The sequence below is a fragment of the Thermosulfurimonas marina genome, from assembly GCF_012317585.1.
In the GTDB taxonomy this organism is placed as follows: Bacteria; Desulfobacterota; Thermodesulfobacteria; order Thermodesulfobacteriales; family Thermodesulfobacteriaceae; genus Thermosulfurimonas_A; species Thermosulfurimonas_A marina.
The window spans coordinates 357,852-379,389 of record NZ_CP042909.1 but is presented as its reverse complement, the minus strand read 5'-3'; the positions used below and the strand labels follow the sequence as shown (position 1 = coordinate 379,389).

Genomic DNA, 21,538 nt, shown 5'->3' with positions numbered 1-21,538 from the left:
TCTCCTTATCTTAGATTCTGAAAGACCACGGAAAAGTGTAAGGCCTCCCAGCGATAACGTTGATAGTTGCTAATTCCGGAAAGATCAAAAGAATAAGTCCCCAGGTCTACGGTGCTGCGGGGATAGGTGAAGTTGGGGTCTGGCCCCCCTTCGTGATAGACCAGAAAGACCTCGGCCAGACGGAGGTGGTCCCGCTCGAAGCGGGCGTCATAGGCCTGGTCCAGGATTTCTCCCAGCCCGGTGCGGGTCTCCGCCGTGCCATCTCCGTCGAGGTCCCACCAGAGAAAGACCTGAAAGTCGGCCACGCATTCGAGCACTGAGACGGGGTTGCGGGTCCCGTCCGCCTTAAGCAGGGCCCGCACCAGGACTCCGGTGCCGGGGGCGCAGCGGGCCGGCACCTCATTCGGATCGGTATCGAGATAATAATCCACGCGGTTGAAGGGCCGGGTAAAATTGGCGCTGGCCGTAAGACCATAGATCAAATAGGTCTCATCGGCACTTGGAGGGCAGAAACTTCCACCGCCGGGACAGAAGAGCTGATTCCCTGCTACCGGGAAGGCTTTGAATTCTTGAGAGACCGGCTCCAGGATCAGGACGTAGTCCTCGGTGGTGAAGATATCCGGTTCCGGGTAAGCGATGTTGTCGCTAGTACCTCCAGAAAGGATCCCCCACTTTTGGGAGGCCTCGCTCCAGCCCAAAATGCTTCCTTTAAGGACCAGATAGTCCGAACCGTTGGGGCCCACACCGTCGTCGCCTACCACCGGGCGAGGAGGATCGGAGGGAGCATCGTTGTAAGGACTGGCCTCAGCATCGGTGGCCTCGGTGTATTCGTAATTTTCGGGAAATTTCCAGGGCAAACCGAAGCCTGCGTATTGGAGGTCCCTTCGCAGGAGATCCACTCCCAGGGGAAGCTGGATCTGGGTCTCGGCAATTTTGACCTTTTTCAGATAAGTGGTGCGGTAAAGGCTCATTACGGAAAAGAGGGCCCCGGCCATGAGGAGAAGGATCACCAGCGTTACCATGAGCTCCACGAGGGTCATTCCCCGGTCTTTCATAGGTTTTCCACCGTAAGAGTGGCTAGGGTGTAGGTATAATTTTTCGTCCGGTACTGCCAGGTGACGGTAATCTCCACCCGATAGGTGCGATCCTTTTTGGAAGCGTAAAGCAGGGTCCTCTGGCAATCCAGATGGAACTTCAGGGGCTGAGAAAAACCTCGGGGGTAATAATCCACTTCCTCTGCGGTGCAATTTCCCAGATGGGCCTGGGAAGCCTTTTTGAGGGCCAGCTCCGTGGCGGTATGTCGCAGAAGATTCTTGACCTGAAGGCGATTGTAGGTGCTGAAGGCGTAAAGGAGGCCCAAAGAGACCACAAGGAAAAGGAGGAGGGAGATGATCATTTCTACCAGAGTGAAGCCTTTCATTATTTCCCTTGACAATTGTCTTTATTGCAGACCCCTGCCGGATCCTGGAGCTTTCCCGGGCGAACCTGGACAAAGGAAATGTAGAGGCAATCGGTAGAGGGACGGGCCCGGGCTAAAGAGGGGTTTTCTACCGTGCGCCAGCAGAGGGTCTTTCCTCCCGGGGCTCCGGCTCCGTAAAGATCAAAGGTCCCCCTTTCGGTTACCGGAAGGACCCCATTTCCTCCATTCCAGGTGATCTCATATTTGAGGTTGAGGGTTTCTGCTTTTTGATCTGTTGCGGCATCAAAGGAGCCGTCCTGGTCGGTGTCCTCATAAAGAGTGAGGGTCCGAGATCCAAAGGCCACGAAGAACTTTTTTTTCTCCTGTAAGGCCCTAAGGCGTGCCTGGGAGAGGAAAGATAGCACTACCTTGGTCTCTCTTTCCGCCTGATAGGCTGCCAGCCAGCTTTTTACCGAAGAAAAGGAGAGGACGGCCAGGAGGGCCAGAAGGGCCATCACTACCGCCAGTTCCACCAGGGTGAGGCCCTTATTTTTCCTGGACATGGATGACCCGCCTTTGAGGACGCGGCCGACCTATGACCGCCATCCCCTGAAGTTGTGGAGGAACACCGATATAGCCCCCCGTGCGGCGGCCCCCCCGTTCGGTAAGGGCCTCGGGAAGAGAAATCTCCTCGATGGCTGCAGTGGAAAGCTGGATCAAGACCTTGACCCCGCTCACCAGGGACGTGGCCGCTCCCCCGGTATTGTACTTAACGGTCCAGACGTGGGTCTTTCCGCCTAGACTACAGATGTCGCTTTCCGGAGCAAAGGTGGTGAAATAGACCACCCCGCTAAAGGTGGCGTTGGGGTTGGTGATTAACCTTTCGGCATCGCTAGTGCTGTTTGCGGGATCAAGGTTAATGTACCAGCCGTGGGTGGGCTCATTCCAAGGAGAAGGGGCGTTGTCCGCGCTGCGGTCTTCAAGATCCTTGAGGGTAAGGGTGGGATTGGTGCAGTTTTCGGAAAAGTCATTGAGGTTGGGGTCGTAGCAGGGGTCCTTTACCCCGTAGAGGGCCTGCTGGTCATCAGGGGTGTCCTGTTTGTGGAAGTAGCGCCCGGTGCCGAAGTAGATCCAGAGTTTTCCGTGGCGTCGATCCTGAAGTTTGGCCACCGAGGTGGTCACAGGCCCTATATCCTGGATCAAGGGTTTTACCTCCCAGTGCGAGGGATCGGGGTCGTCTTTGATAAGGAGCCGCAGGACCCCGCCTTTCCACTCTACCTGATCCCCCTTGCTGATCTTCTGGGTGTAGCCCACATAGACTGCGTCATCGCTATAAAAACCCGAGGCCCCCGGCCGATGACGATCGGTATCTATAGAGGCGTTGATAAGGGAGCCGGCAAAGGCCTCGGAAATTTCGGTATCTATAGGCTTACAGTTCCCCAGGTTGTCCTTGAGGACGCACTCTCCGGTCTTGAGATCCAGAACAAAGAGCTTAAGGTCCTGGGAGGACTCTCCGGTGAAGCTCCGGTCCTCTTGATTGACCCTTCCGGTGGGGCCACTGGCCAGGACGACGAACCACCGTCCGTTGCGCCCCGCATCCCCCACCCGCACCACCGCCGGGCCGGAGGTGCTAAAGCCCAATTCCGGATGGGTAAATTCCCAGAGGAATTTGGGGTGCAGGGGGTCAGTGACGTCCAGGGCGAAGTAGGAGGAGAATCCCAGGCCGGACATAGGGGTGGGGACACAGGTGCCGTTTGCGGTACAGTTTTCCGAAGTAGCCCCTCCAAGGCCCATGCCCCCAATAAGGATGGTCCGCCAACTGCTATCGGTACGTAGGCATTCCCAGTAATTTCCGGTGCAGTTGTCCCCGGCAATACTCGCATCCACCACCACCGGAGGGGCGTCCACCAGGTAGAGATGGCAATAATCCTTACGGGTCAAATACTGAAGATAGGGAAGAACATTTTGGGGGATGAAGGCCCAGGCCTCCTCCCCCAATCCCAGGCCGCTGGTGTCGTTCAGGCTGATCTCCGCCTTTTTATGGCGCCCGGAAAGTTCTTTGAGTATCCCCAGGTGAAAGGCATGTAGCATGCCGTCGTTGGCCCCGACAAAGATATAGCCCCGGTTTTTATAAAGGTCACTCTGAATATACCGGGCATAGGTGCCATCTAAGTAGCCTAGCGGAGGGGTCTCGTCGTAGGGTTCGAGTTTGAAGGAGGAAAGCACCACGGGGGTGGAGGAGATAATGTCTCCGAGCTTCCACACCCCACAGGGGACGGTCCGGGAGCGGAATTCCGAAAATTCTTCTCCCCTTACCCAGCGGATATACCTTTCGGCAAGGGTAGAATTGGTGCAGGAGCCTTGAAGAAGATACGGGCAGAGCTGGCTGACCTCAGCCGGGGTAAATTCCACCAGGGTCCCGTTGACCTGGGTATAGATAGTGCGTTCTGAAGGGGCCTTGGCACAGAGTTCTTCTCCGGCCCGAAAGAGGCTGTGGGCCTCTTCGAATTTTACGGAGTTTACGTAGGAGTCGGCCACTCCGTCGCCATCGGTGTCACACCAGCGGTCGATGAGGGTGTTGGTTCCGTCAAAACGGAAATGGATCACGCAATCCCTAGAAAGGTCCAGGATGAGGTCCCGAGGGGGAGTCTCTTCCAAAATGTTGGCATTTTTGAGCCAGGGATCGAGATAGTACCAGAAGGTCTGGAGTTCGCCCACCCAGTCGATCTCCGTGCCGCTGAAATCGCGCCGCGGATAAAAGGCCGCCTGGGCTAGGAGGGCCCCGCTGCCCTTCGAGGCCAGCATGGCCGCCGCGGTCCCGGAACTGGCCCGCCGAAGGATATCTTGAATGGCGTTCCAGATGGCCTCCCGGATCTCTTGGGCATCTTTAGCGGAAAAGAAGGTGTCCGGGACGCCGTTCCCGTCTTGGTCCCAGTCGGTACTCGAGGAGGGAAGGGGAGTACAGGCACTGCCTTTTCCACAATTATCACTATCGCAACAATCGTCCATCCGGCAGGTGTCTCGGGGATAATCCGAAAGCCCGTCGGGCCAGGTCTTTCCTCCCGCAAGATCAAAGGACCCGTACATAGCTACATTTTTCAGGGACTGCTCCCCGGTTCCCCCCAGAAAGAGCCCGATGGCGTATAGGGCCTCCACCCGGCTTTTTTGGCCGGTGGGCTTGTTGGTAAAACCCTTGGCGTGCAACCAGTAGGCCGGGACTACCGGATCCGCAGAATGCTCTTCAAATCCTGTATCGATAGTACAGGTCCAATCCGCTGGCGCCCCCCCTACATTCCACTGCCCGTCAGAAAGGAGAATGACAAAATTCTTGGCGCAGGGGACGAGCTTAAGTTCGTTTCCCTGACAATTGCCGTTGTTGTCCTCGTCAAAGCACTGGTAGAGAGGATTTTTCCATTCATCCCCTTGGCCTGACTGGGGCTGAAAACCTCCGTATTCGGGCTGGTTCTGGGCAAAGTAGTTATAGGCATCCCAGAGGGCCGGGGCCGTGGGGGTAGCCCCATAGGGAGAGATGGCGTTGAGATGGGTGATGGTGTTCTTGTAGGGGTTTACTGCATCGAAATTGGCACTGGAGGTAAAATCACCGATATAGACCTTGTCCACCACCCCCGTCCCACTATAAAAAAGGACTCCAAGGCGGGGACGGAAGGGCAAATCTTTCAGTTGAAAGGCCAGACCCTGGTAGATGCGCTCCCAGGGAACCTTGACCTTTTCTCCATTGTACGTTTCAAGCACGCATCCCGAGGCGTCACAGGAAAGCTGGGCGTCGGGCTGGCCGTAAAGTTCGGGGTCGCACCTTTGAATTTGGGGATTGCCTGCAGGACAGGAATCCGGCTTGCCTCCGGTGATGGCCCAGCGCAGAAGGTCGATCCGGGTCATGTAAACGTAGTTGAGACAGGAGCCGGTATAGGAGTTGCTTTCAGAAAGACCACATTGCCAATATCCTCCCCACGAAGACCAGATCCAAGAACAACTGGGCTGGCAGGAGTCCGCCGGGCTGCTACTTTCTTCCCAGGTATTGGAAGAACTATTATAAGTGTAAACCTTGTGCGGGATAAAATAGCCTTCATAGGTCCGGGTGGCGTTATAGGTCGTGGCGGGGTTGGTGTTAGAATCCCATATATCCCAGTATGCCGGCCAGCTCATGGAGCCGCTCACATCTACCACTAAAAGCACATTGGGGGGAATAGACTTGGAAATAAAAGGGGGGACCATACAATAATCTTCCATGTTCGCCGCTCGGAGGGGGGAAAGGCCCCAGAGGAAGAAGAAAAGTAAAAGAGAAAGCCTTAGCGCCCAGGAAGGAAAAGGTGCAGTTCCTCCTGGCAGGTACTTTCTTGCACCAGGAAACATCGCTTCTCTCCTTTTTGGGAAAGCAGGGCCTCCAGGGCCTTGCGGGAAGGGGGGAGAAGATAATGTCGTCCGGGGCAAGATTCACTCTGGACCTCGAAAATCAGCTTTCCTCGGGAAACTCCGAGGATCCTGCCACAGAGACGGAGGGAATCCTGCGCCTGAACCACCCCTCCCCACAGACCTCCTAATAGAACCATTAAAAGAAAAAACCAGAACTTTAAGACTGGAAAAATTTTCATATTTTTATTTATTACCTTTGAGAGTTTTATGAGTCAAGTCGAAAAAAACCCCCGAGGATTATTGGTGGCCGCCCCCTGGAGTGGAGGGGGGAAGACCGTCCTTACCTGTGCCCTCATTCGGGCCCTGGTGCGGCGGGGCCTTTCCGTAGCCCCTTACAAGGTGGGGCCGGACTATATTGATCCCGCCTATCTCGCGGCGGCGGCCGGGCGCCCCTGTTACAACCTGGACCCCTGGATGACTCCGGGCAGAGCCCTTCGGCGAAGCTGGGCCCGGGGGCTTCGGGGGGCGCGGGTGGCGGTGGTAGAGGGGGTCATGGGGCTTTACGACGGGGTGGGGGGGAGTGCCCGGGGGTCCACCGCCGAGGTGGCCCGGGCCCTGGGGCTTCCGGTGGTCCTGGTGCTTCCCGTCCGGGGTTTTGCGGCCACCGCCGCGGCCCTGGTGAAGGGACTGGCCGCCTACGACCCCCGAATCTCTCTGGCGGGGGTAATCCTCAACCAGGTGGGCAGCCTGCGGCATGAAAATCTTTTAAGGAAGCTCTTGGAGGCCGAAGGCTTTACGGTTCTGGGCGCTGTGCCCCGGGAGGAAGACTTTAAGCTCCCTTCCCGTCACCTGGGCCTCGTCCAGGCGGCAGAGCTTCCCCTTTCGGAAAGGCTGGAGGTCTGGGCGGAAAGGCTCGAAAGGTACGTGGATCTGGAGGGGCTCCTTTCTCTTGCCGCAAAGGCCAGGGTCCCTCAGGAGGACCTTCCGGAAAGCCTCCCCCGGCCCCGCTTTCGGCTGGCCGTGGCCCGGGACGAGGCTTTTTCCTTCTATTATCAGGAAAATCTGGATCTCCTGGTCGAGGCCGGGGCGGAGGTCCTCTATTTTTCCCCTCTGCGGGACCCCTTTCCGGAGGAGGCCGAGGCCCTTTATCTCGGAGGAGGCTATCCCGAACTTTATGCGGAAAGGCTTGCGGCTCGGCGGGCCTTTTGCGCGGACCTCAAAAGGAGGCTTGAAGCCGGGCTTCCGGTCCTGGCCGAATGCGGGGGCTTCATGTTCCTGCTCGAGGGCCTGGAGGTGGAGGGCCGAAGATTTCCCCTGGTGGGGTTTTTGCCCGGGGTGGCCCGCCTGGAGAAGGGACTGCGGGCCCTGGGCTATCGGGAGGTCCGGATCAGGGAGGCCAACCCCTTCTTTTCCGAAGGCACGCTGGCCCGGGGTCATGAATTCCGTTATAGTAGGGTCCTAAACGGCGGGCTTTCCGGTTTAGAGGTGCGCGATGCGGAAGGAAACGAGGTGGTCACCTTCGGGGTCTCTAAGGGCTCGGTTCTGGCAAGCTATATCCATTTCCACTTCGGGGCCCTGGAGGAAGTGGTGCGTTCTCGTCTGGCTTCTACTCTTTTTTCTGGCCGGCTTTCCTGAGGGGGGGACGGCCTCCGGCAGGAAGGTTTTAGAGTATCCCCGGGTCTGGGCCGACCTTTCCCTGGATCCCCGGTCCCGGACCCTTTCCGGCCGGGTGCGGATGGAGCTTCCCCGGGGCAAGGTGGTCTGGGTGCGCACCGGAGGGATGGTCCTGGGGAGGGTGCTTCTCGGAGGAAGGCCCATCCGGCCCGAAATTGAAAAGGACCGCTTCCGGGTCCTTACCGTGGGGCGCACCGAGACCCTAGAGATCCATTTCCGGGCCTCGCTTTCGGCCCTGAAGGGGGTGGTTCGAGAACGGGCCGGGGTGCTTCTTCCCCCCTGGTTTCCGGCCCCCGAGGGCCTGGCCTCTTATGATCTCCACCTGACCCTTCCCCAGGGTTTTCGAGCGGTGACCGCCGCCGAAAAGATCGAGGCCCGTTCTCGGGGGCGCTCCCGATCCTATCGCTTTGTCCTCGGGCATCCCGTCCCTGCGGCCCCCCTTATTTTCGGCCGTTACGAATATTACTATCGCAAGTGGGGTTCCCGGATCGTCTCCCTTTATCTCCTTTCTCCGGATCCGGATCTGGCCCGTACCTATCTCGATCGGGCCTTAGAGGTGCTGGCGGAATATCAAAGGCTCCTTGGCCCTTATCCCTACCGCCGGCTTTCCATGGTGGAGGTCCCGGAGGAGGTGGGCGAGGCCTATCCGACCATGATTCTTCTGGGAAGTCGGGTCCTGCGTCTGCCTTTCATTCCGGAGGTTTCCCTTCCCCACGAGATACTCCACCAGTGGTTCGGCTGTGGGGTCTTTCCGGCGGAATCTAACTGGACGGAGGGTCTGGTTACCTATCTGGCCGACTGGCACCAGGCGGAAAAGAAGGGGCGCGGGCTTGCTTATCGTAAAAATCTGCAACTGGCCCACGAGAGCTGGTGTCAGGGGGAAGATCCCTTTCCTCTGGCCCAATTTCAGGGACGGAAGGACCGCTGCACCCAGGCCCTGGGATACGGCAAGGGGGCCTACGTCTTTTATATGCTGGTCCAGCGCTTGGGGGAGGAGGCCTTCTCCGGGGCCCTTAAAGAGCTGGCTCAGACCCGCGTCTTTCAGGAGGTCTCCTGGCGGGATCTGGCGGCCCTCTTTTCCAAATGGGCCGGGGAGGATCTTTCGGGCTTTTTCGAAGAATGGGTCTTTCGCCGGGGCAAGCCCCGTCTGGGAATTACGCGGAACTTCCTGTGGGAGAAAGAGGGGCGTTACCATCTGGGGCTCACCCTCTATCAGGAACCTCCTTTTTATCATCTCCGGGTACCGGTAGTGGTCCGGGGCCCGGACTTCGCCAAGACCTTCTACGTGGAACTTTCCGGCCCCAAGAAGGTGCTCACCCTGGAGCTGGAGCACCGCCCCGAGGAGGTTCTGGTGGATCCGGAATACCGCCTCTGGCGCAAGCTTGCAGAATACGAGATTCCTCCGCATCTGGGGCTCCTCTGGAGCGCCCCGGGGCGAGTCTACCTTCCTCGGGAGGACTGGCCCCTCTATCAGCCGCTCATCCACTTCTTTCGGCATCTGGGCTATCAGGTCTTTCCCCGGGAAGACCAGAAGTTTCCCCTGGGTCCGGAAAATCTAGTCCTCATGGGTCTCAAGCCCTCCGGCTTGGCCTTTGCCATACCGGAAAAGACCCCGGCCGAGGGGCTTTACCTGCGGGTGATCAAGAATCCGGCCCGTCCCCGCCGGGTGCTGGTCTGGTTGAAAACCAGCCGAAAGGAGGAGGTGCAGACTCTGGCCGCCAAGCTCGAACATTACTGGCGAAGCGACCGCCTTTTCGTGCGGGATGGCCGGGTGGTGGAAGCCCATCTTTCAGAGGGGCGCAAGGGTTTACATCTGGACCTTCAGGCAGAGGTAACCGGTCTTCCGGTAAGGGATCTTCTCCCCTTTGAGGAGATCCTGCGACGGGTGGCCCTTTATCGGGTGATCCTGGTGGGAGAGGAACACGACCGCTACGAACACCATCTGACCCAACTGCGCCTTATCCAGGCCCTGGTGGAACAGGGACATCGGGTGGCCCTGGGGCTAGAGATGTTCCAGCGGCCCTTCCAAAAGGCCCTGGACGATTTTCTGGCAGGCCGTATCGACGAAAGGACCCTCTTGCGCCGGACGGAATATTTCAAACGCTGGCGCTTTGACTGGAAACTTTACCGGCCCCTTCTTCTTTATGCCCGCAAGGAGGGTCTTCCGGTGGTGGCCCTCAACGCCCCTTCGGAGTTGGTGAAGAAGGTCTCCCGGAAGGGGCTTTCCGCCCTGAGTGTGGAAGAAAAAGGGGGGCTTCCCCAGATGGATCTCGACCAGGAGGCCTACCGGGCCTTTCTCTGGAAGATCTATCAGGACCACCGGGAAAGCTTCCGGGATTTTCCCCGGTTCGAGAACTTCTACCAGGCCCAGGTCCTCTGGGACGAGACCATGGCCGAGACCGCCTGGAGGTGGCTCAAAGAGCGTCCGGACTATCAGATGGTCATCCTCTGCGGAAAGGGGCACGTAGCCTTCGGCTACGGTATCCCCTCCCGCCTCCGGCGACGGGGCCTCTCTTCCGTGGTCTCTTTGGTGTTGGCCTCCCGGGACCGTCTGCGTCCGGGATACGCGGACTTTGTCCTCTATCCGGAGCCGGTTTCCCCTCCCTTCTCTGCAAGGCTCGGGGTCTGGCTAGAGGAGACCGCTCAGGGACTCAAGGTGGTGCGGGTGGAAAAGGGGACGGTGGCCGAAAAGTACGGACTTAAGGCCGGAGATTATCTCCTGGCCGCCGACGGGGAAAAGCTTTCCACCGTATCCGATCTGAGGCTTATCCTAACCTTTAAGGAACAGGGAGACGAACTTACGCTTCTTCTTCGCCGAGGCCCACAACAAAAAGAGATAAAGGTGAAATTTTAAGCGGCGGGGGCCTGGCCCCCGCCGGATTAGCCTACTTTTTCTTGCCTACCGCCGCTTCCAGATTGCTTCCGGGCTTGAACTTCACCACCTTGCGGGCCGGGATCTTGATCTCCTGGCCGGTCCTGGGATTACGCCCTTTCCGGGCCGCCCGTTTGGTAACCATGAAAGTTCCAAAGCCCACCAAAGTAACCTTGTCGTCCTTTTTCAAGGCCTCGGTGACGGCCTCCATGAAGGCATTCAGGGCCTTTTCCGCGTTGGCCTTGGTCAAGCCGGAAAGGGCCGCCATCTTGGATACCAATTCTGCCTTATTCATTCCCGACCTCCTTACAAATATTGGTTTTTAGGGACCCTGTCTCTCTTTTAGATAAGGCCTCAAGAAAAGTCAAGAGGTTTTGAGATAGAAGGGATTATTTCCAAAAATCTCTAAAGATCCTTTCCAGGATTTACTTTAGGACTTGTGCAGGCACTTTGAGCAGGTACCGGTAAAAAGTATGGTATATTCTTCTATTACCGCCTTTTTTTGTAATTTTTGGGGAATTTTTAGGGGTATTTCTTCGTGAACATCCAGAATGCTTCCGCAGGAGGTACAGTAGAAGTGGTGATGGGGACGAGGGTTGGGGTCGAAGCGCTTCTTGGTGCCCTCCACATAGAGTTCGCGCACCAGGCCCTTTTCCTTTAAGGCCTCCAGGGTGTTATAGACCGTGGCAAAGGAAATGCTGGGAAAGTTCTTCTGCACGTGACGATAGATGTCTTCCGCGGTGGGGTGGGAGAGGTTCCCTTCCAGATATTCCAGGATGGCCAAACGCTGAGGAGTGATCTTAAGGCCCAGGTGCCGAATTTCTTCGATCTTTTCCTTAGAGATCATCTTTAACCTCTTTTAAGAAGTTTCTTCAAAGAATAAAAAATTTAAAGTCTCTGTCAAGAGGAAGAGGTAAATTTCTGATCTTCTAAAGAGGGGGGCGGAGAAAGGCTAGAAAGGCTTGTCAAAAAAGAGTCCTTTGGGTATGAGGGTAAAAACTCTGGCAGGAGGAAAATTATGCGAATTTGGCTCTGGGCAATGTGGGCCTTCTTTTTGGGGGTTAGTCAGGTCTTTTCCGCGGGGTTTCAGCTTCTCAATGAGGGTTCTGCCCGGGTGATGGGGCTTGGGGCCGCGGTCACCGCCCGGACTGATCTGGTGGAGGCCGCTTGGTACAATCCTTCGGCCACCAGTTTCTTGGAGGTGCCGGAGGCCCTGGCCGGGCTGGCCCTGGTTTATCCCTCGGTGGAGTTCGACCAACGGGCCGGAAAGGACTACGAAATGACCGAGATGCTTCACCCCTTGCCTTTCTTTTATGCGAGCTATCCGCTACAGGAACGGTTCACCCTCAATTTTTCCTTCAATGTGCCCTACGGGCTTACTACTGACTGGCCCGGAGACTGGGCAGGACGTTATGATGCGGTCTACACCCGCCTTCGGTGTTACTTCTTTACCCCTTCGGTGGCGGTGAAGCTTTCGGACCGGCTTTCGCTAGGTCTGGGGGCCCAGGTGGTCTATGCCGACGCAGAAATGCGCAAATCCGTAGCTCCCACCACCTCGGGGACGGATGTAACCACCAAGCTCACCGGAGACGACTGGGACGGGGGCTTTGTGGTGGCCCTGACCTATCGCCTGTTTCCCCACACCACCCTAGGGCTCACCTATCGCTCTCAGATTGCCCTGGATCTGGAAGGCGATGCCAAATACTACAACACGGCCGGAACCCAGGTGCCGGTGCCCGTTTCAGGGCCGGTTCCCGCAGGCTTCCTTTTTCGTCCGGGAGAGGGAGAGGTCTTTCTGGATCTTCCGGACACCCTGGCCCTGGGGGTGACCACCCACTATTTTTCTCGCTGGACCTTGAGTCTGGACCTCCTCTGGACCGGCTGGAGCACTTACGAGGAGTTGAAGTTCAAGTACGAGCACCGGCCCGGAGATCCTGCCGGGGACCCGGGGACGGTCTCTCAGCCCAAGGACTGGGACGATGTCTGGGCCGTGCGTTTCGGGGCGGAATACGCCCTGAATGAGGCCTGGACCCTGCGCTTCGGATACGTCTTTGATCCCTCGCCCATCGACGATCGCTACCGGGGCCCGGAGCTTCCTACCAATGATCGGCACCTCTTCAATTTAGGCCTGGGTTATCGCCAAGGGGCCCTTTCTCTTGACCTCGCCTACACTTACCTGATGATGGAAGACTCCAAGCCCGGGACCTCCCCGGAGGCTAACCGTTCCGGACTTTCGGGTACCTACGAGGGCTCAGCCCATATCCTGGCCTTTGATCTGGGTTATCGGTTTTAGGATGAAGCGCGCCTTAAGGGCTTTCAGGCCGGATCGAGGGCAGGGGTCCATCCCGGAAGTCTTTTTCCGTGCGGTAAAAGACTTTGGCCCCCGGCCGGCCCTTTCCATCTTTCGGGAGGGGACTTACCAGCACCTGACCTACGCCGAGCTGGGAGAGCGGGTGCGCCTTTTGGCCTCCGGGCTTCGGGCTCTGGGATTCTCCCGGGGAGAAAAGTGTGCCCTCCTGGGGCCGAATTCTCCGGAATGGGCCCAGGCCTATCTGGCCATTCTGGCCGCCGGAGGGGTATGTGTGCCGATAGATTCCCTCCTTAAGCCTTACGAATTCCGGCATATCTTCGAGGAGGCCCGGGTCCGTTTTATCTTCGTGGCCCGGCGATTTCTGGAAACCGTGCTCGAGATCGAAGAAGAACGGCCACACTTTAGAAAGATCATCGCTCTGGAGTCCCTTCCGGAAAGATCTTCCAAGCTTCTCGATCTCCCGGAGCTTCTGGAAAAAGGCCGAAAAAGGCCCCGGGAGCCCCTTTTTCCAGATCCCGAAGAGTTGGCGGTCCTTATTTACACTTCTGGAACTACGGGGCGGGCCAAGGGGGTAATGCTCACCCACCGCAACCTCGTCTCCGACGTGGTGGCCTGTTATCGGAGTCTTCCGGTGGACGAAAACGATCGTTTTCTCTCCGTACTTCCTCTGCATCACACCTTTGAATGTACGGGAGGCTTTCTCCTCCCCCTTTACTCCGGGGCCCACATTACCTTTGCCCGCAGTCTCAAAAGTCGGGACATACTGGCGGATCTTCGGGCCTCTAAGGCCACCATCATGCTGGGCGTTCCTCTCCTTTTTCAGAAACTCTACGAGGGACTGGAGCGGGCCGTAAGAAAGGCCTCTTTGCCTCGGAGGACCCTTTTCCAGGCCCTCCTTCGGGTCAGTGGGGCGGCGGAGAGATGGGGAAAGGAGGAGACCGCCGGCCGGCTTCTCTTCCGGGGCCTGCGGGAAAAGGCCGGACTTTCCCACTTGCGCTTTTTTGTCTCCGGAGGAGCCCCTCTTCCTCCGCACCTTCCCCGGGCCTTTCGTCGCCTGGGAATCAAACTTTTCCAGGGTTACGGTCTTACGGAGGCCAGTCCGGTCTTGGCGGTAAATCCTCCGGAGGCCCCTAAAGACGAAAGCGTGGGGCTTCCGCTTCCCGGGGTGGAGGTCAAGGTGCGGGATCCCGATTCCCAGGGGGTGGGAGAGCTCTGTTTCCGGGGCCCTATGGTCATGAAGGGTTATTTTGAGAATCCGGAGGCCACCCGGGCGGCCTTTGACGAGGAGGGTTTCCTGCGCACCGGAGACCTGGGGTATGTGGATGAGGAAGGCTATATCTATGTGTGTGGACGGGCCAAAAATCTCATCGTGACCCCGGCCGGGAAAAACGTCTATCCCGAAGAAATCGAGGCCGAGCTGGACAAGAGCCCTTATATCCTGGAGAGTATGGTCTTTGGTTTTCCCCGAGAAGGAGGAGAAGAGGTCTGGGCGGTCATCGTTCCAGACTACGAGGCCATAGAGCGAGATTTTCATGGACGGCACCTCTCGGAAAAGGACGTAGAGGCTTTGATTTCCCGGGAGGTCAAAGCCCGGATGGCCCCTCTGGCGGATTACAAAAGGGTCAAACGTTTTCTCCTTCGGGAAGAGGAATTTCCCAAGACCTCCACCCGCAAGATTAAGCGCCATCTGGTGGTTCCCAAACTTATCGCCGAGCTTCAGAAATAAACTTTTTCCTTGCTTGACCGCTCCCAGGCCCTGCAATAGGATTATGCGGACCGAAAGATTTTCCGGGAGGAGGACTATGGCCAGGGAATTCAATGTGGCCGTGGTGGGGGCCACCGGGGCTGTGGGGCGGATGATGATCCGGGTCCTGGAGGAGCGGAACTTTCCGGTGAAAAACCTGCGGCTTTTTGCCTCGGAACGCTCCCGGGGGCTGAAACTTCCATTCCGAGGGGAGGAAATCCCGGTGGAGGTCCTTTCGGAGACCCGGAGCTTTTCCGGGATCGATATCGCCCTTTTTTCCGCCGGGGGCTCCCGCAGTCTGGAATACGCCCCGCGATTTGCCGCCGACGGGGCGGTGGTGGTGGATAATTCCAGCGCCTGGCGCATGGACCCGGAGGTGCCCCTGGTGGTCCCGGAGGTCAATCCCCACGCCGTGGCCGGCTACAAAAACAAGGGCATCATTGCCAATCCCAATTGTTCTACCATCCAGATGGTGGTTCCCCTGAAACCGCTTCACGATTATGGACGCATAAAGCGGATCGTGGTGGCCACCTATCAGGCGGTCTCCGGGGCCGGACAGAAGGCCATCGAGGAGCTTTCCGCCCAGACCCGGGCCTGGTGCGCCGGGGAGGAGCTCCCTCCCGCCCAGGTCATCGCCCACCAGATCGCCTTCAACTGCGTGCCCCATATTGATGTCTTTCTGGAAAACGCCTACACCCGCGAGGAAATGAAGATGGTCAACGAGACCCGGAAGATCATGGAGGACGACTCCATCCGGGTTACGGCCACCTGCGTGCGGGTTCCGGTCTTTTACGGGCACGCGGAGGCGGTGAACCTGGAGACCGAGCGCAAGATCACTCCGGAGAAGGCCCGGGAGCTTCTTTCGAATTTTCCCGGGGTGGTGGTGCGGGACGATCCGGAAAATCGGGTCTATCCCTTGCAGATAGAAGTGGCCGGCCGCGACGAAGTCTTTGTAGGACGCATCCGGGAGGACGAATCTGTAGAATGCGGGCTCAATCTCTGGATTGTGGCGGACAATTTGCGCAAGGGGGCGGCCACCAACGCCGTGCAGATCGCTGAAATCCTGGCCCGGGAGTATCTTTAGGGGGGTGAAAAGATGGCCGAGGAGAAACGGGAGACTCCGGTCTGCCCGGCAGCAGGGCCCTTTTATACCGCGGAAGATGAGATAGATCTTTACGAACTCTTTCTGGTCCTCTGGCGGCGGAAAGGGGTGGTGGTTTTTACCTTCCTGATTTTCGTCCTTGCCGCCGCCCTCTACGCCTTCCTGAGCCCCCCGGTTTATCGCCAGACGGTTCTCATCAAATTGCCTCTCAATAATATGCCTCTCAATAATATGCCTCTTCTTTCTGCCAACGAGGCTAAAGAGATTGTTCTTTCTTTGGAAAATTTACTGAAAGAGCACGATTATAATAGATTGGCGCGTTTTTTGAAAATAAAGGAAGATGAAGCCCGGGAGATTGTGGAAATATCCCCGCAGACTCTTCGAAAATCGGAAAATCTTCTTAAGGTGTCTATTGAAACCCGGAACCGGGAACTTCTTCCCAAAATTTCTACGCAGTTAGTGGCCTTTATCAATGAAAATCCTTATCTGCGGGAAAAGATTCGGGTCTGGGAGCAGACTCTGGATCAGAAAGAACATGCCATCTCCTCTAGATTGGCCAGTCTGGAACACCTCAAAAACTATATCCTTTCCGAAATACAGAAGGGTAAATTGCGGCTTTTGGGATTTAATCCCCTGGATCTTGAGGGCTTTATCCTGGACCTCAAGCAGCAGTTAGAGATCATTAAGGCCCAGCGGGAGCTTATTTCCGGAGCGGAGTTGGTGGTCTCCGGGGCCCTTCCTCGCCGGCCGGCCAAACCCAAACGGGCCCTGATTCTGGCCGTGGCCGGGGTCTCAGGACTCTTCGTGGGGGTCTTCTTGGCTTTTTTTAGGGAGTGGTGGGAAGAGGCCCGGAGGAGATACCAGGAGGAGGCCCGGGAGAAGAGTATTCGGTGATCCAGGAGATCCTGGTAGAGGAGAGGGCCCTCGGCCGGAGACTCTCGGAGGAGGTCCTCCGGCGGGCCGAGGCCCAGGGCCTTCCCGTAAGGGTCATCCCCTCCTACAAGGAATATCCCTTTCCTTTTCGGCCCTGGCCGGAGCTTCTGGATTGGGGCAAGCGCCGGCTCTTCCTTCTCCGGTATTCCGGGCGCTTTTTCCGTCCCTGCCCCGGGACCCTCCGCTATCTTTGCTGCGGCTACCGAATCTTCCATTTCGGGGAGGGTTGCCCTCTTGACTGCTCCTACTGCATCCTTCAGGCCTACTTTAACCGGCCGGGGCTCAAGCTCTGGGCCAATCTCTGGGAGGAGGGCTGGCCGGAGCTGGAGGCGGCTCTCCGGGAGGCCCGCCTGAGGGTCCGCCTATTGCGTCTGGGCACCGGGGAGTTTGCCGACAGCCTGGCCCTGGAGCCCCTCTGCGGAGTGGCCGAGGAGCTTGCCCGAAGGTTTGTGGAAATAGAAGCCCCGGCGGTGCTGGAGTTCAAGACCAAGGTGGCCCTTTCCGAGGAGGGGCTTTCCCGCCTTCCCGCAAACCCCCGGATCATCCTGGCCTGGTCTTTAAACACCGAAAGGATGAGCCGGGAGGAGGAGCGAGGGGCGGCCTCCCTTTCCGCAAGGCTTGCTTCCGCGGCGCAGGCCGCCCGCCGAGGCTTTTCCGTGGCCTTTCACTTCGATCCCCTGATCCTTTTTCCCGAGGCCCCGGAGGCCTACCTTTCCGTGGTGGACCGGATCTTTGAGGCTGTACCCGCCGAGCGCATCGTCTGGATCAGCCTGGGGGCCCTGCGCTTTATCCCGGACCTCAAGGAGATCGCCGAAGAGCGCTTTCCGGAAACACGCATTTTATGCGGGGAATTTATCACCGGGCTTGACGGGAAACGCCGTTACTTTCGGCCGCTGCGCACGGGGATCTTCCGGCTCCTTTACCGGCGCATCCGGGAACACGCCCCGGAGGTTTGCGTCTATCTCTGTATGGAAAGTCCGGAGGTCTGGCAGGAGGCCTTCGGCTTCCACCCGGCTGAAAAGGGAGGGCTTTCTTCCATGCTCGATGAGGCCGCCCGCCGGGTCTGTGGCCTCTAGTCTTCTCCGATCCGGGAGGGAGATTTTCCGTAAGAAGCAGGCCCCGGGGCCAGAATTTCATGATATTATGGGCCTCGGCCATGAGGAAAGTCGTTCTGCTGGTGATATTTTGGGTCTTCCTTTGGGTGGCTTCGGGGCAGGCCACCTGTAAAGATTGCCATCCGGTAAAGCTCGACTCCAAGCACGCCTTTTCCTGCGAGAAGTGTCATGCCGGAGACCCGAGATCTTCCAAGGAAAAAGAGGCCCACCAGGGGTTGATCGCCCGTCCGGCCCATCCCCGAAACTGGGAGAGGGCCTGTGGAAGGTGCCACGCCCGGGAGCTTTCCGCTCTCCGCCGGGCCCCGCACTACACCCTGGCCCCGGCCCTGAACACGGTCCTTTCGGCCTTTGGTCTTCCTCCGGTGAAAGATCTCCAAGAGCTTCCGGAGCCCTCTTCGGTGCGCTCCCGGGCCGATCTCCTTTACGACCTTTTGCGCCGGCGCTGTCTCAAGTGCCATCTCTTTTCCTCCGGGGAGGCCTATTCCGAGGCCCGAAGGGGCACGGGCTGTGCGGCCTGCCATCTCCTTTATGCCGGAGGAAAGCTTGCGGACCACCGCTTCCAGAAACCCTCCCCCCGCAATTGCCTCCACTGCCATTACGGAAACCGGGTGGGCTGGGACTACTACGGCTTTTTCGCCCACGATCTACCCCACGCCTTCCGCACCCCTTTGGTGGAAGGCCAATTTCCGGCCCGGCCCTGGGGGATCGAGTTTCACGAGATGACCCCGGACCTTCACGCGCAAAGGGGCCTTTCCTGCACAGACTGCCACGGCCGCCGGGAGCTCATGGAGTCCGGCCCGGGGAAGACCTGCCTTTCCTGCCACGAGAAGGTCCGGGGACGCAAGCCCTTCCATACCCCAAAGGTCCTTCAACGGGTGCGCTGCGAGAGCTGTCACGCGGTGTGGATGGCCCGGGACGAGGGCCTCTATTTTACCCTTTACGAAAACCCGGACTGGGAGGAATGGCAGGAGCTCTGGGTGCAGGAGGATGCGGAGATCGAGGCCCTTTTCCGGGAATTCTTTTCCGGAAAGACCCCGAGACCCTTTACCACGGACAAACTCTCCGGGAAGGCCCGGCGAGGGGTGTGGTTTCTCACCCTTAAGCGTCGAAGGTATGAGGAGGTGACCCTGGGCCGGGATGCTCGGGGAAGGATAAGCCCGGTGCGGCCTCTTCTCGATCTCCACCTCTCCTGGGTGGACGCCGAAGAGGAGATTCGCCTTGAGGACTGGCATCCGCAGGGGGCCCGGGAGCTTCCGGTCACCCCGCATACCATCGGTCCCGGAGACACCCTACGGGCCCTCCGGATCCTGAGGGACTTCGGGCTATGGGAAAACCCCCGGAAATAAGGGTGCGGGCCGAGGCGGCCCGCCGGGTGGCCTCCGGAAGGCTCTGGCTTACCCGGCGCGACCTCCTGAAGGTCCCGGAGATAGGGCCAGGCGAAGAGGTGCGCCTCCTTTCTCCGGAGGGCTTTTTCCTCGCCCGGGGCTATTTCAACCCCCAAAGCCGCATCCCGGTAAGGATTTATAGCCGCGAGGACCATCCCCTTGACCGGCATTTTCTCTCCGGGGCCCTGCGCCGGGCTCTGGCCCTCCGGCAGAGGCTCTATGCCGGAGAGGAGGCCTTCCGACTGGTTCACGCCGAAGGGGACGGCCTTCCGGGCCTTACGGTGGATGTTTACGGCCGGGCGGCGGTGGTCCAGATCTCTACCGCGGGTATGGAGCGGGTGCGGGAGGAGGTCCTCTGGGCTCTGAAGGAAGTGCTGGCCCCGGAGGCGGTGATCCTGCGCAACGACCTTCCGGTGCGCAAGGAAGAGGGCCTTTCTCTTTATACCGAGGTGGCTTACGGAAGGCTTTCCGGACCGTTAGAAGTGCGCCTGGACGGCTTGCGTTTCCTGGTAGACCCCCTGCGAGGCCAGAAGACAGGTTTTTTCCTGGATCAGCGGGAAAACCGGCGCTTTATCGCGCGCCTTTCCCGAGATCTGGTGGTGCTGGACCTTTTTGCCTATACCGGGGCCTTCGGCCTTTACGCCCTTTCCGGCGGGGCCCGAAGGGTCTTTGCCGTGGAGCGTTCGGCCGAGGCCCTGGCCCTGGCCGAAGAAAATGCCCGTCTGAACGGCTATAGCCAGCGCTTTTTCCCTATCCAGGGTCGGGTAGAGGAATTTCTGCGGGAGGCCCCGGATGCCCAACTGGTGATCCTGGACCCTCCGGCCTTCATCAAGAGCGAAAGGGCCCGGGAGGCCGGCCGCCGCAAATACGCCGAGGTAAACCGCCTGGCCCTTTCGGCCCTGCGGGAAGGGTTTTTCTTTACCTCTTCCTGTTCACGCTTTCTTTCCGCCGAAGACCTTCTTTCCCTGGTCCGGCGGGCGGCTCGCGGACGGCCTTTGAGGCTCCTTTTCCGCCACTTCCAGGCCCCAGATCATCCGGAAAACCCGGCCCATCCCGAAACCCTTTATCTCAAGGGCTTTACTTTTGTTAGCGGATGATTCCCGCCAAGAAGTCCTGCATCAGGGTATCCGGCCCCATTTCGGGAGAGCCCCCGGTGACCACCCGGATACGGGCCTCTTCCAGGCGCTGTCTCCATTCCGGAGAGACCTCCGGGGTCAGAAGATGGGTGGCCACCTGCTCCTTCAGGAAGGCCTCGAGATCCTGGTCTTCCGGACGCTTGATCACGTCTTTGACCCGGATCTTTCCTCCCTCCACATCATAGACCGCAAAAAGATCGGCCGCCGCTGGGTCCCGGGCCACCCGAGCTCCCTCCAGAGGAACGGCCACCCGCATGTAGCGCCCTTCCTCCACCTCCCGCCACATCTCCTCCGTGGCCGCTACCACGTTGCGCACCAACTCCTCGAAGGCCCGGGCCGTGACCGACTCCGGATAGGCCCCCACGACTGGCTTTCCGGCATCTCCGGCGGCCACCACCCGGGGATCCACCGGGATGCGTCCCAGAAAGCGGATGCCCAGCTCCTCGGCCAGCCGCTCCCCGCCTCCCCGCTTGAAGATATCCAGTTCCTTTCCGCAGTGGGGACAGATGAAACCGCTCAGGTTTTCTACCAGCCCCAGGATGCGCATCTTTACCTTGCGGCAGAAGTTGATGGATTTCTGGACGTCAATAAGGGAGACCTCCTGGGGAGTGGTTACCACCAGGGCGTAGGCGTCGGGAATGGTCTTGGCCACGGTAAGGGGTTCGTCCCCGGTGCCCGGCGGGGCGTCGATGACCAGATAGTCAAGTTTCCCCCAATCGATGTCTCCGATGAACTGTTTGATGGCCGAGATCTTGAGGGGCCCGCGCCAGATGACCGCCGTGTCCTCTTTGGGAAGGAGGGGTTCGATGGAAAGGACCTTGAGATTGGGAGAATAGACGATGGCCCCCAGGCGCCCGTCCGGCCGCCGGGGGAGTTTCTCCTTCCGGATCCCCAGCATTTTAGGGATATTGGGGCCGTGAAGGTCCACATCGAGAAGCCCCACCATGAAGTCCTGTAAGGAAAGGCCCACGGCCAGATTTACGGCCACGGTGCTTTTACCCACGCCGCCTTTACCGGACATGACCATGATCTTGTGCCGGATGCGCGAGAGTTGCTCCCGCACCCGGCGATCTTGCTGATCCAAAAGGACACTTTTGGTCTGCCTTTCGGCCATTCCTGCCTCCCTTAAGAATTTTTAGGCTTTTTAGGCTCTAACGTAGGCCATTCCCTGATTTTGCCACTCCACCAGGGCCTTGATCCCTGCGGGCACGGTCCGGGCCCCTTCGGGAAGGAGCTCGCGAGGAATATCAAAGGCCCGCATAGCATTTTCGCAGAAATAGACCTCCACGCCCTCCTTACGGGCCTCCCGATAAAGGTCTTCCACCTCGGAGAAACGCTTGAGGATGGTGATGCCCTCGGCGTTGACCAGGATTCTGGCCGTGTGGGGCTCTCCGGCCATGGCCTTTACGAAATTACGGGCCACCTTGAGGGCCACCTCAAAGCGCTGGGATTCCGGAACATGCAGGACCAGACGGTATTCCATGGCCTCCCTCCGT

The 21,538-nt window shown here is 58.7% G+C and carries 18 protein-coding genes; 10 read left to right on the top strand and 8 right to left on the bottom strand.

Annotated elements, in window-relative coordinates:
• Positions 1-5: 5 nt before the first annotated feature.
• From FVE67_RS01920 to FVE67_RS01905, 4 genes are read right to left on the bottom strand one after another with little or no spacing between them, the layout of a single operon-like run.
• Positions 6-1,055, bottom strand: coding sequence for a PilW family protein (locus FVE67_RS01920; protein ID WP_168718990.1), 1,050 nt, complete (start codon positions 1,053-1,055; stop codon positions 6-8).
• Positions 1,052-1,420 carry a prepilin-type N-terminal cleavage/methylation domain-containing protein gene (locus FVE67_RS01915; protein WP_168718989.1) on the bottom strand — a complete coding sequence of 123 codons (369 nt, stop codon included), beginning with the start codon at positions 1,418-1,420 and terminating at the stop codon, positions 1,052-1,054. Before FVE67_RS01915 ends, FVE67_RS01920 begins: the two co-directional genes overlap by 4 nt.
• Positions 1,420-1,962, bottom strand: a complete 543-nt coding sequence (locus tag FVE67_RS01910; RefSeq protein ID WP_168718988.1) for a prepilin-type N-terminal cleavage/methylation domain-containing protein — start codon at positions 1,960-1,962, stop codon at positions 1,420-1,422. The genes FVE67_RS01915 and FVE67_RS01910 overlap by 1 nt, the downstream gene beginning before the upstream one ends.
• On the bottom strand, positions 1,946-5,632 hold the full coding sequence (locus FVE67_RS01905) for a pilus assembly protein (RefSeq protein ID WP_210534630.1): 3,687 nt from the start codon (positions 5,630-5,632) through the stop codon (positions 1,946-1,948). The genes FVE67_RS01910 and FVE67_RS01905 overlap by 17 nt, the downstream gene beginning before the upstream one ends.
• 13 nt (positions 5,633-5,645) lie before the next feature.
• Between FVE67_RS01905 and FVE67_RS01900 the strand changes: the two genes are divergently transcribed.
• The 3 genes from FVE67_RS01900 (at position 5,646) to FVE67_RS09525 (ending at position 10,298) form a co-directional block, all read left to right on the top strand.
• Positions 5,646-6,041, top strand: a complete 396-nt coding sequence (locus tag FVE67_RS01900) for a hypothetical protein (RefSeq protein WP_168718986.1) — start codon at positions 5,646-5,648, stop codon at positions 6,039-6,041.
• On the top strand, positions 6,038-7,405 hold the full coding sequence (locus FVE67_RS09325; RefSeq protein WP_246167911.1) for a cobyrinic acid a,c-diamide synthase CobB: 1,368 nt from the start codon (positions 6,038-6,040) through the stop codon (positions 7,403-7,405). Before FVE67_RS01900 ends, FVE67_RS09325 begins: the two co-directional genes overlap by 4 nt.
• 100 nt (positions 7,406-7,505) lie before the next feature.
• A complete protein-coding gene (locus FVE67_RS09525) occupies positions 7,506-10,298 on the top strand; it encodes a ChaN family lipoprotein (protein WP_343036320.1) in 2,793 nt (930 codons plus the stop codon).
• Between the two features lie 31 nt (positions 10,299-10,329).
• On the opposite strand, the gene FVE67_RS01890 is transcribed toward FVE67_RS09525, so the two are convergent.
• Together FVE67_RS01890 and FVE67_RS01885 are read right to left on the bottom strand one after the other, a co-directional pair.
• Positions 10,330-10,632: an HU family DNA-binding protein gene (locus FVE67_RS01890; protein WP_484600332.1), complete on the bottom strand. Its 303-nt coding sequence runs from the start codon at positions 10,630-10,632 to the stop codon at positions 10,330-10,332.
• Positions 10,633-10,746: 114 nt separating this feature from the next.
• Positions 10,747-11,163 carry a Fur family transcriptional regulator gene (locus FVE67_RS01885; protein ID WP_168718983.1) on the bottom strand — a complete coding sequence of 139 codons (417 nt, stop codon included), beginning with the start codon at positions 11,161-11,163 and terminating at the stop codon, positions 10,747-10,749.
• A gap of 171 nt (positions 11,164-11,334) precedes the next feature.
• On the opposite strand from FVE67_RS01885, the gene FVE67_RS01880 reads away from it, so the two are divergent.
• The 7 genes from FVE67_RS01880 to FVE67_RS01850 all read left to right on the top strand — a co-directional run bounded on the left by FVE67_RS01880 (position 11,335) and on the right by FVE67_RS01850 (position 20,003).
• A complete protein-coding gene (locus tag FVE67_RS01880; protein WP_168718982.1) occupies positions 11,335-12,609 on the top strand; it encodes an OmpP1/FadL family transporter in 1,275 nt (424 codons plus the stop codon).
• A 1-nt stretch (position 12,610) separates the two neighbouring features.
• Positions 12,611-14,353, top strand: coding sequence for an AMP-dependent synthetase/ligase (locus FVE67_RS01875; protein WP_168718981.1), 1,743 nt, complete (start codon positions 12,611-12,613; stop codon positions 14,351-14,353).
• A gap of 76 nt (positions 14,354-14,429) precedes the next feature.
• Positions 14,430-15,455, top strand: coding sequence for an aspartate-semialdehyde dehydrogenase (locus FVE67_RS01870; protein ID WP_168718980.1), 1,026 nt, complete (start codon positions 14,430-14,432; stop codon positions 15,453-15,455).
• A gap of 12 nt (positions 15,456-15,467) precedes the next feature.
• On the top strand, positions 15,468-16,367 hold the full coding sequence (locus FVE67_RS01865; RefSeq protein ID WP_168718979.1) for a Wzz/FepE/Etk N-terminal domain-containing protein: 900 nt from the start codon (positions 15,468-15,470) through the stop codon (positions 16,365-16,367).
• Positions 16,364-17,482, top strand: a complete 1,119-nt coding sequence (locus FVE67_RS01860) for a spore photoproduct lyase family protein (RefSeq protein WP_168718978.1) — start codon at positions 16,364-16,366, stop codon at positions 17,480-17,482. The genes FVE67_RS01865 and FVE67_RS01860 overlap by 4 nt, the downstream gene beginning before the upstream one ends.
• A gap of 80 nt (positions 17,483-17,562) precedes the next feature.
• Complete coding sequence (locus FVE67_RS01855; RefSeq protein ID WP_168718977.1) at positions 17,563-18,867, top strand: cytochrome c3 family protein; 1,305 nt, start codon at positions 17,563-17,565, stop codon at positions 18,865-18,867.
• Positions 18,846-20,003, top strand: a complete 1,158-nt coding sequence (locus tag FVE67_RS01850; RefSeq protein WP_168718976.1) for a class I SAM-dependent rRNA methyltransferase — start codon at positions 18,846-18,848, stop codon at positions 20,001-20,003. Before FVE67_RS01855 ends, FVE67_RS01850 begins: the two co-directional genes overlap by 22 nt.
• Here FVE67_RS01850 and FVE67_RS01845 read toward each other — a convergent pair.
• The gene (locus FVE67_RS01845; RefSeq protein ID WP_168718975.1) at positions 19,993-21,156 is read right to left on the bottom strand and encodes a P-loop NTPase; all 1,164 of its coding nucleotides are present in this window, start codon (positions 21,154-21,156) and stop codon (positions 19,993-19,995) included. The genes FVE67_RS01850 and FVE67_RS01845 overlap by 11 nt on opposite strands.
• A gap of 30 nt (positions 21,157-21,186) precedes the next feature.
• A complete protein-coding gene (locus FVE67_RS01840; RefSeq protein ID WP_168718974.1) occupies positions 21,187-21,525 on the bottom strand; it encodes a DsrE family protein in 339 nt (112 codons plus the stop codon).
• Between the last annotated feature and the right edge of the window lie 13 nt (positions 21,526-21,538).

Excerpts from the sequence above, each read along its gene's own strand:
- FVE67_RS01880 (WP_168718982.1), top strand. The coding sequence starts at position 11,335 with ATGCGAATTTGGCTCTGGGCAATGTGGGCCTTCTTTTTGGGGGTTAGT.
- FVE67_RS01870 (WP_168718980.1), top strand. The coding sequence starts at position 14,430 with ATGGCCAGGGAATTCAATGTGGCCGTGGTGGGGGCCACCGGGGCTGTG.
- FVE67_RS01920 (WP_168718990.1), bottom strand. The coding sequence starts at position 1,055 with ATGAAAGACCGGGGAATGACCCTCGTGGAGCTCATGGTAACGCTGGTG.
- FVE67_RS01910 (WP_168718988.1), bottom strand. The coding sequence starts at position 1,962 with ATGTCCAGGAAAAATAAGGGCCTCACCCTGGTGGAACTGGCGGTAGTG.
- FVE67_RS01905 (WP_210534630.1), bottom strand. The coding sequence starts at position 5,632 with ATGGTCCCCCCTTTTATTTCCAAGTCTATTCCCCCCAATGTGCTTTTA.
- FVE67_RS01840 (WP_168718974.1), bottom strand. The coding sequence starts at position 21,525 with ATGGAATACCGTCTGGTCCTGCATGTTCCGGAATCCCAGCGCTTTGAG.
- FVE67_RS09525 (WP_343036320.1), top strand. The coding sequence starts at position 7,506 with ATGGAGCTTCCCCGGGGCAAGGTGGTCTGGGTGCGCACCGGAGGGATG.
- FVE67_RS01915 (WP_168718989.1), bottom strand. The coding sequence starts at position 1,420 with ATGAAAGGCTTCACTCTGGTAGAAATGATCATCTCCCTCCTCCTTTTC.
- FVE67_RS01865 (WP_168718979.1), top strand. The coding sequence starts at position 15,468 with ATGGCCGAGGAGAAACGGGAGACTCCGGTCTGCCCGGCAGCAGGGCCC.
- FVE67_RS01900 (WP_168718986.1), top strand. The coding sequence starts at position 5,646 with ATGTTCGCCGCTCGGAGGGGGGAAAGGCCCCAGAGGAAGAAGAAAAGT.
- FVE67_RS01855 (WP_168718977.1), top strand. The coding sequence starts at position 17,563 with ATGAGGAAAGTCGTTCTGCTGGTGATATTTTGGGTCTTCCTTTGGGTG.
- FVE67_RS01850 (WP_168718976.1), top strand. The coding sequence starts at position 18,846 with ATGGGAAAACCCCCGGAAATAAGGGTGCGGGCCGAGGCGGCCCGCCGG.
- FVE67_RS01875 (WP_168718981.1), top strand. The coding sequence starts at position 12,611 with ATGAAGCGCGCCTTAAGGGCTTTCAGGCCGGATCGAGGGCAGGGGTCC.
- FVE67_RS01845 (WP_168718975.1), bottom strand. The coding sequence starts at position 21,156 with ATGGCCGAAAGGCAGACCAAAAGTGTCCTTTTGGATCAGCAAGATCGC.
- FVE67_RS09325 (WP_246167911.1), top strand. The coding sequence starts at position 6,038 with ATGAGTCAAGTCGAAAAAAACCCCCGAGGATTATTGGTGGCCGCCCCC.
- FVE67_RS01885 (WP_168718983.1), bottom strand. The coding sequence starts at position 11,163 with ATGATCTCTAAGGAAAAGATCGAAGAAATTCGGCACCTGGGCCTTAAG.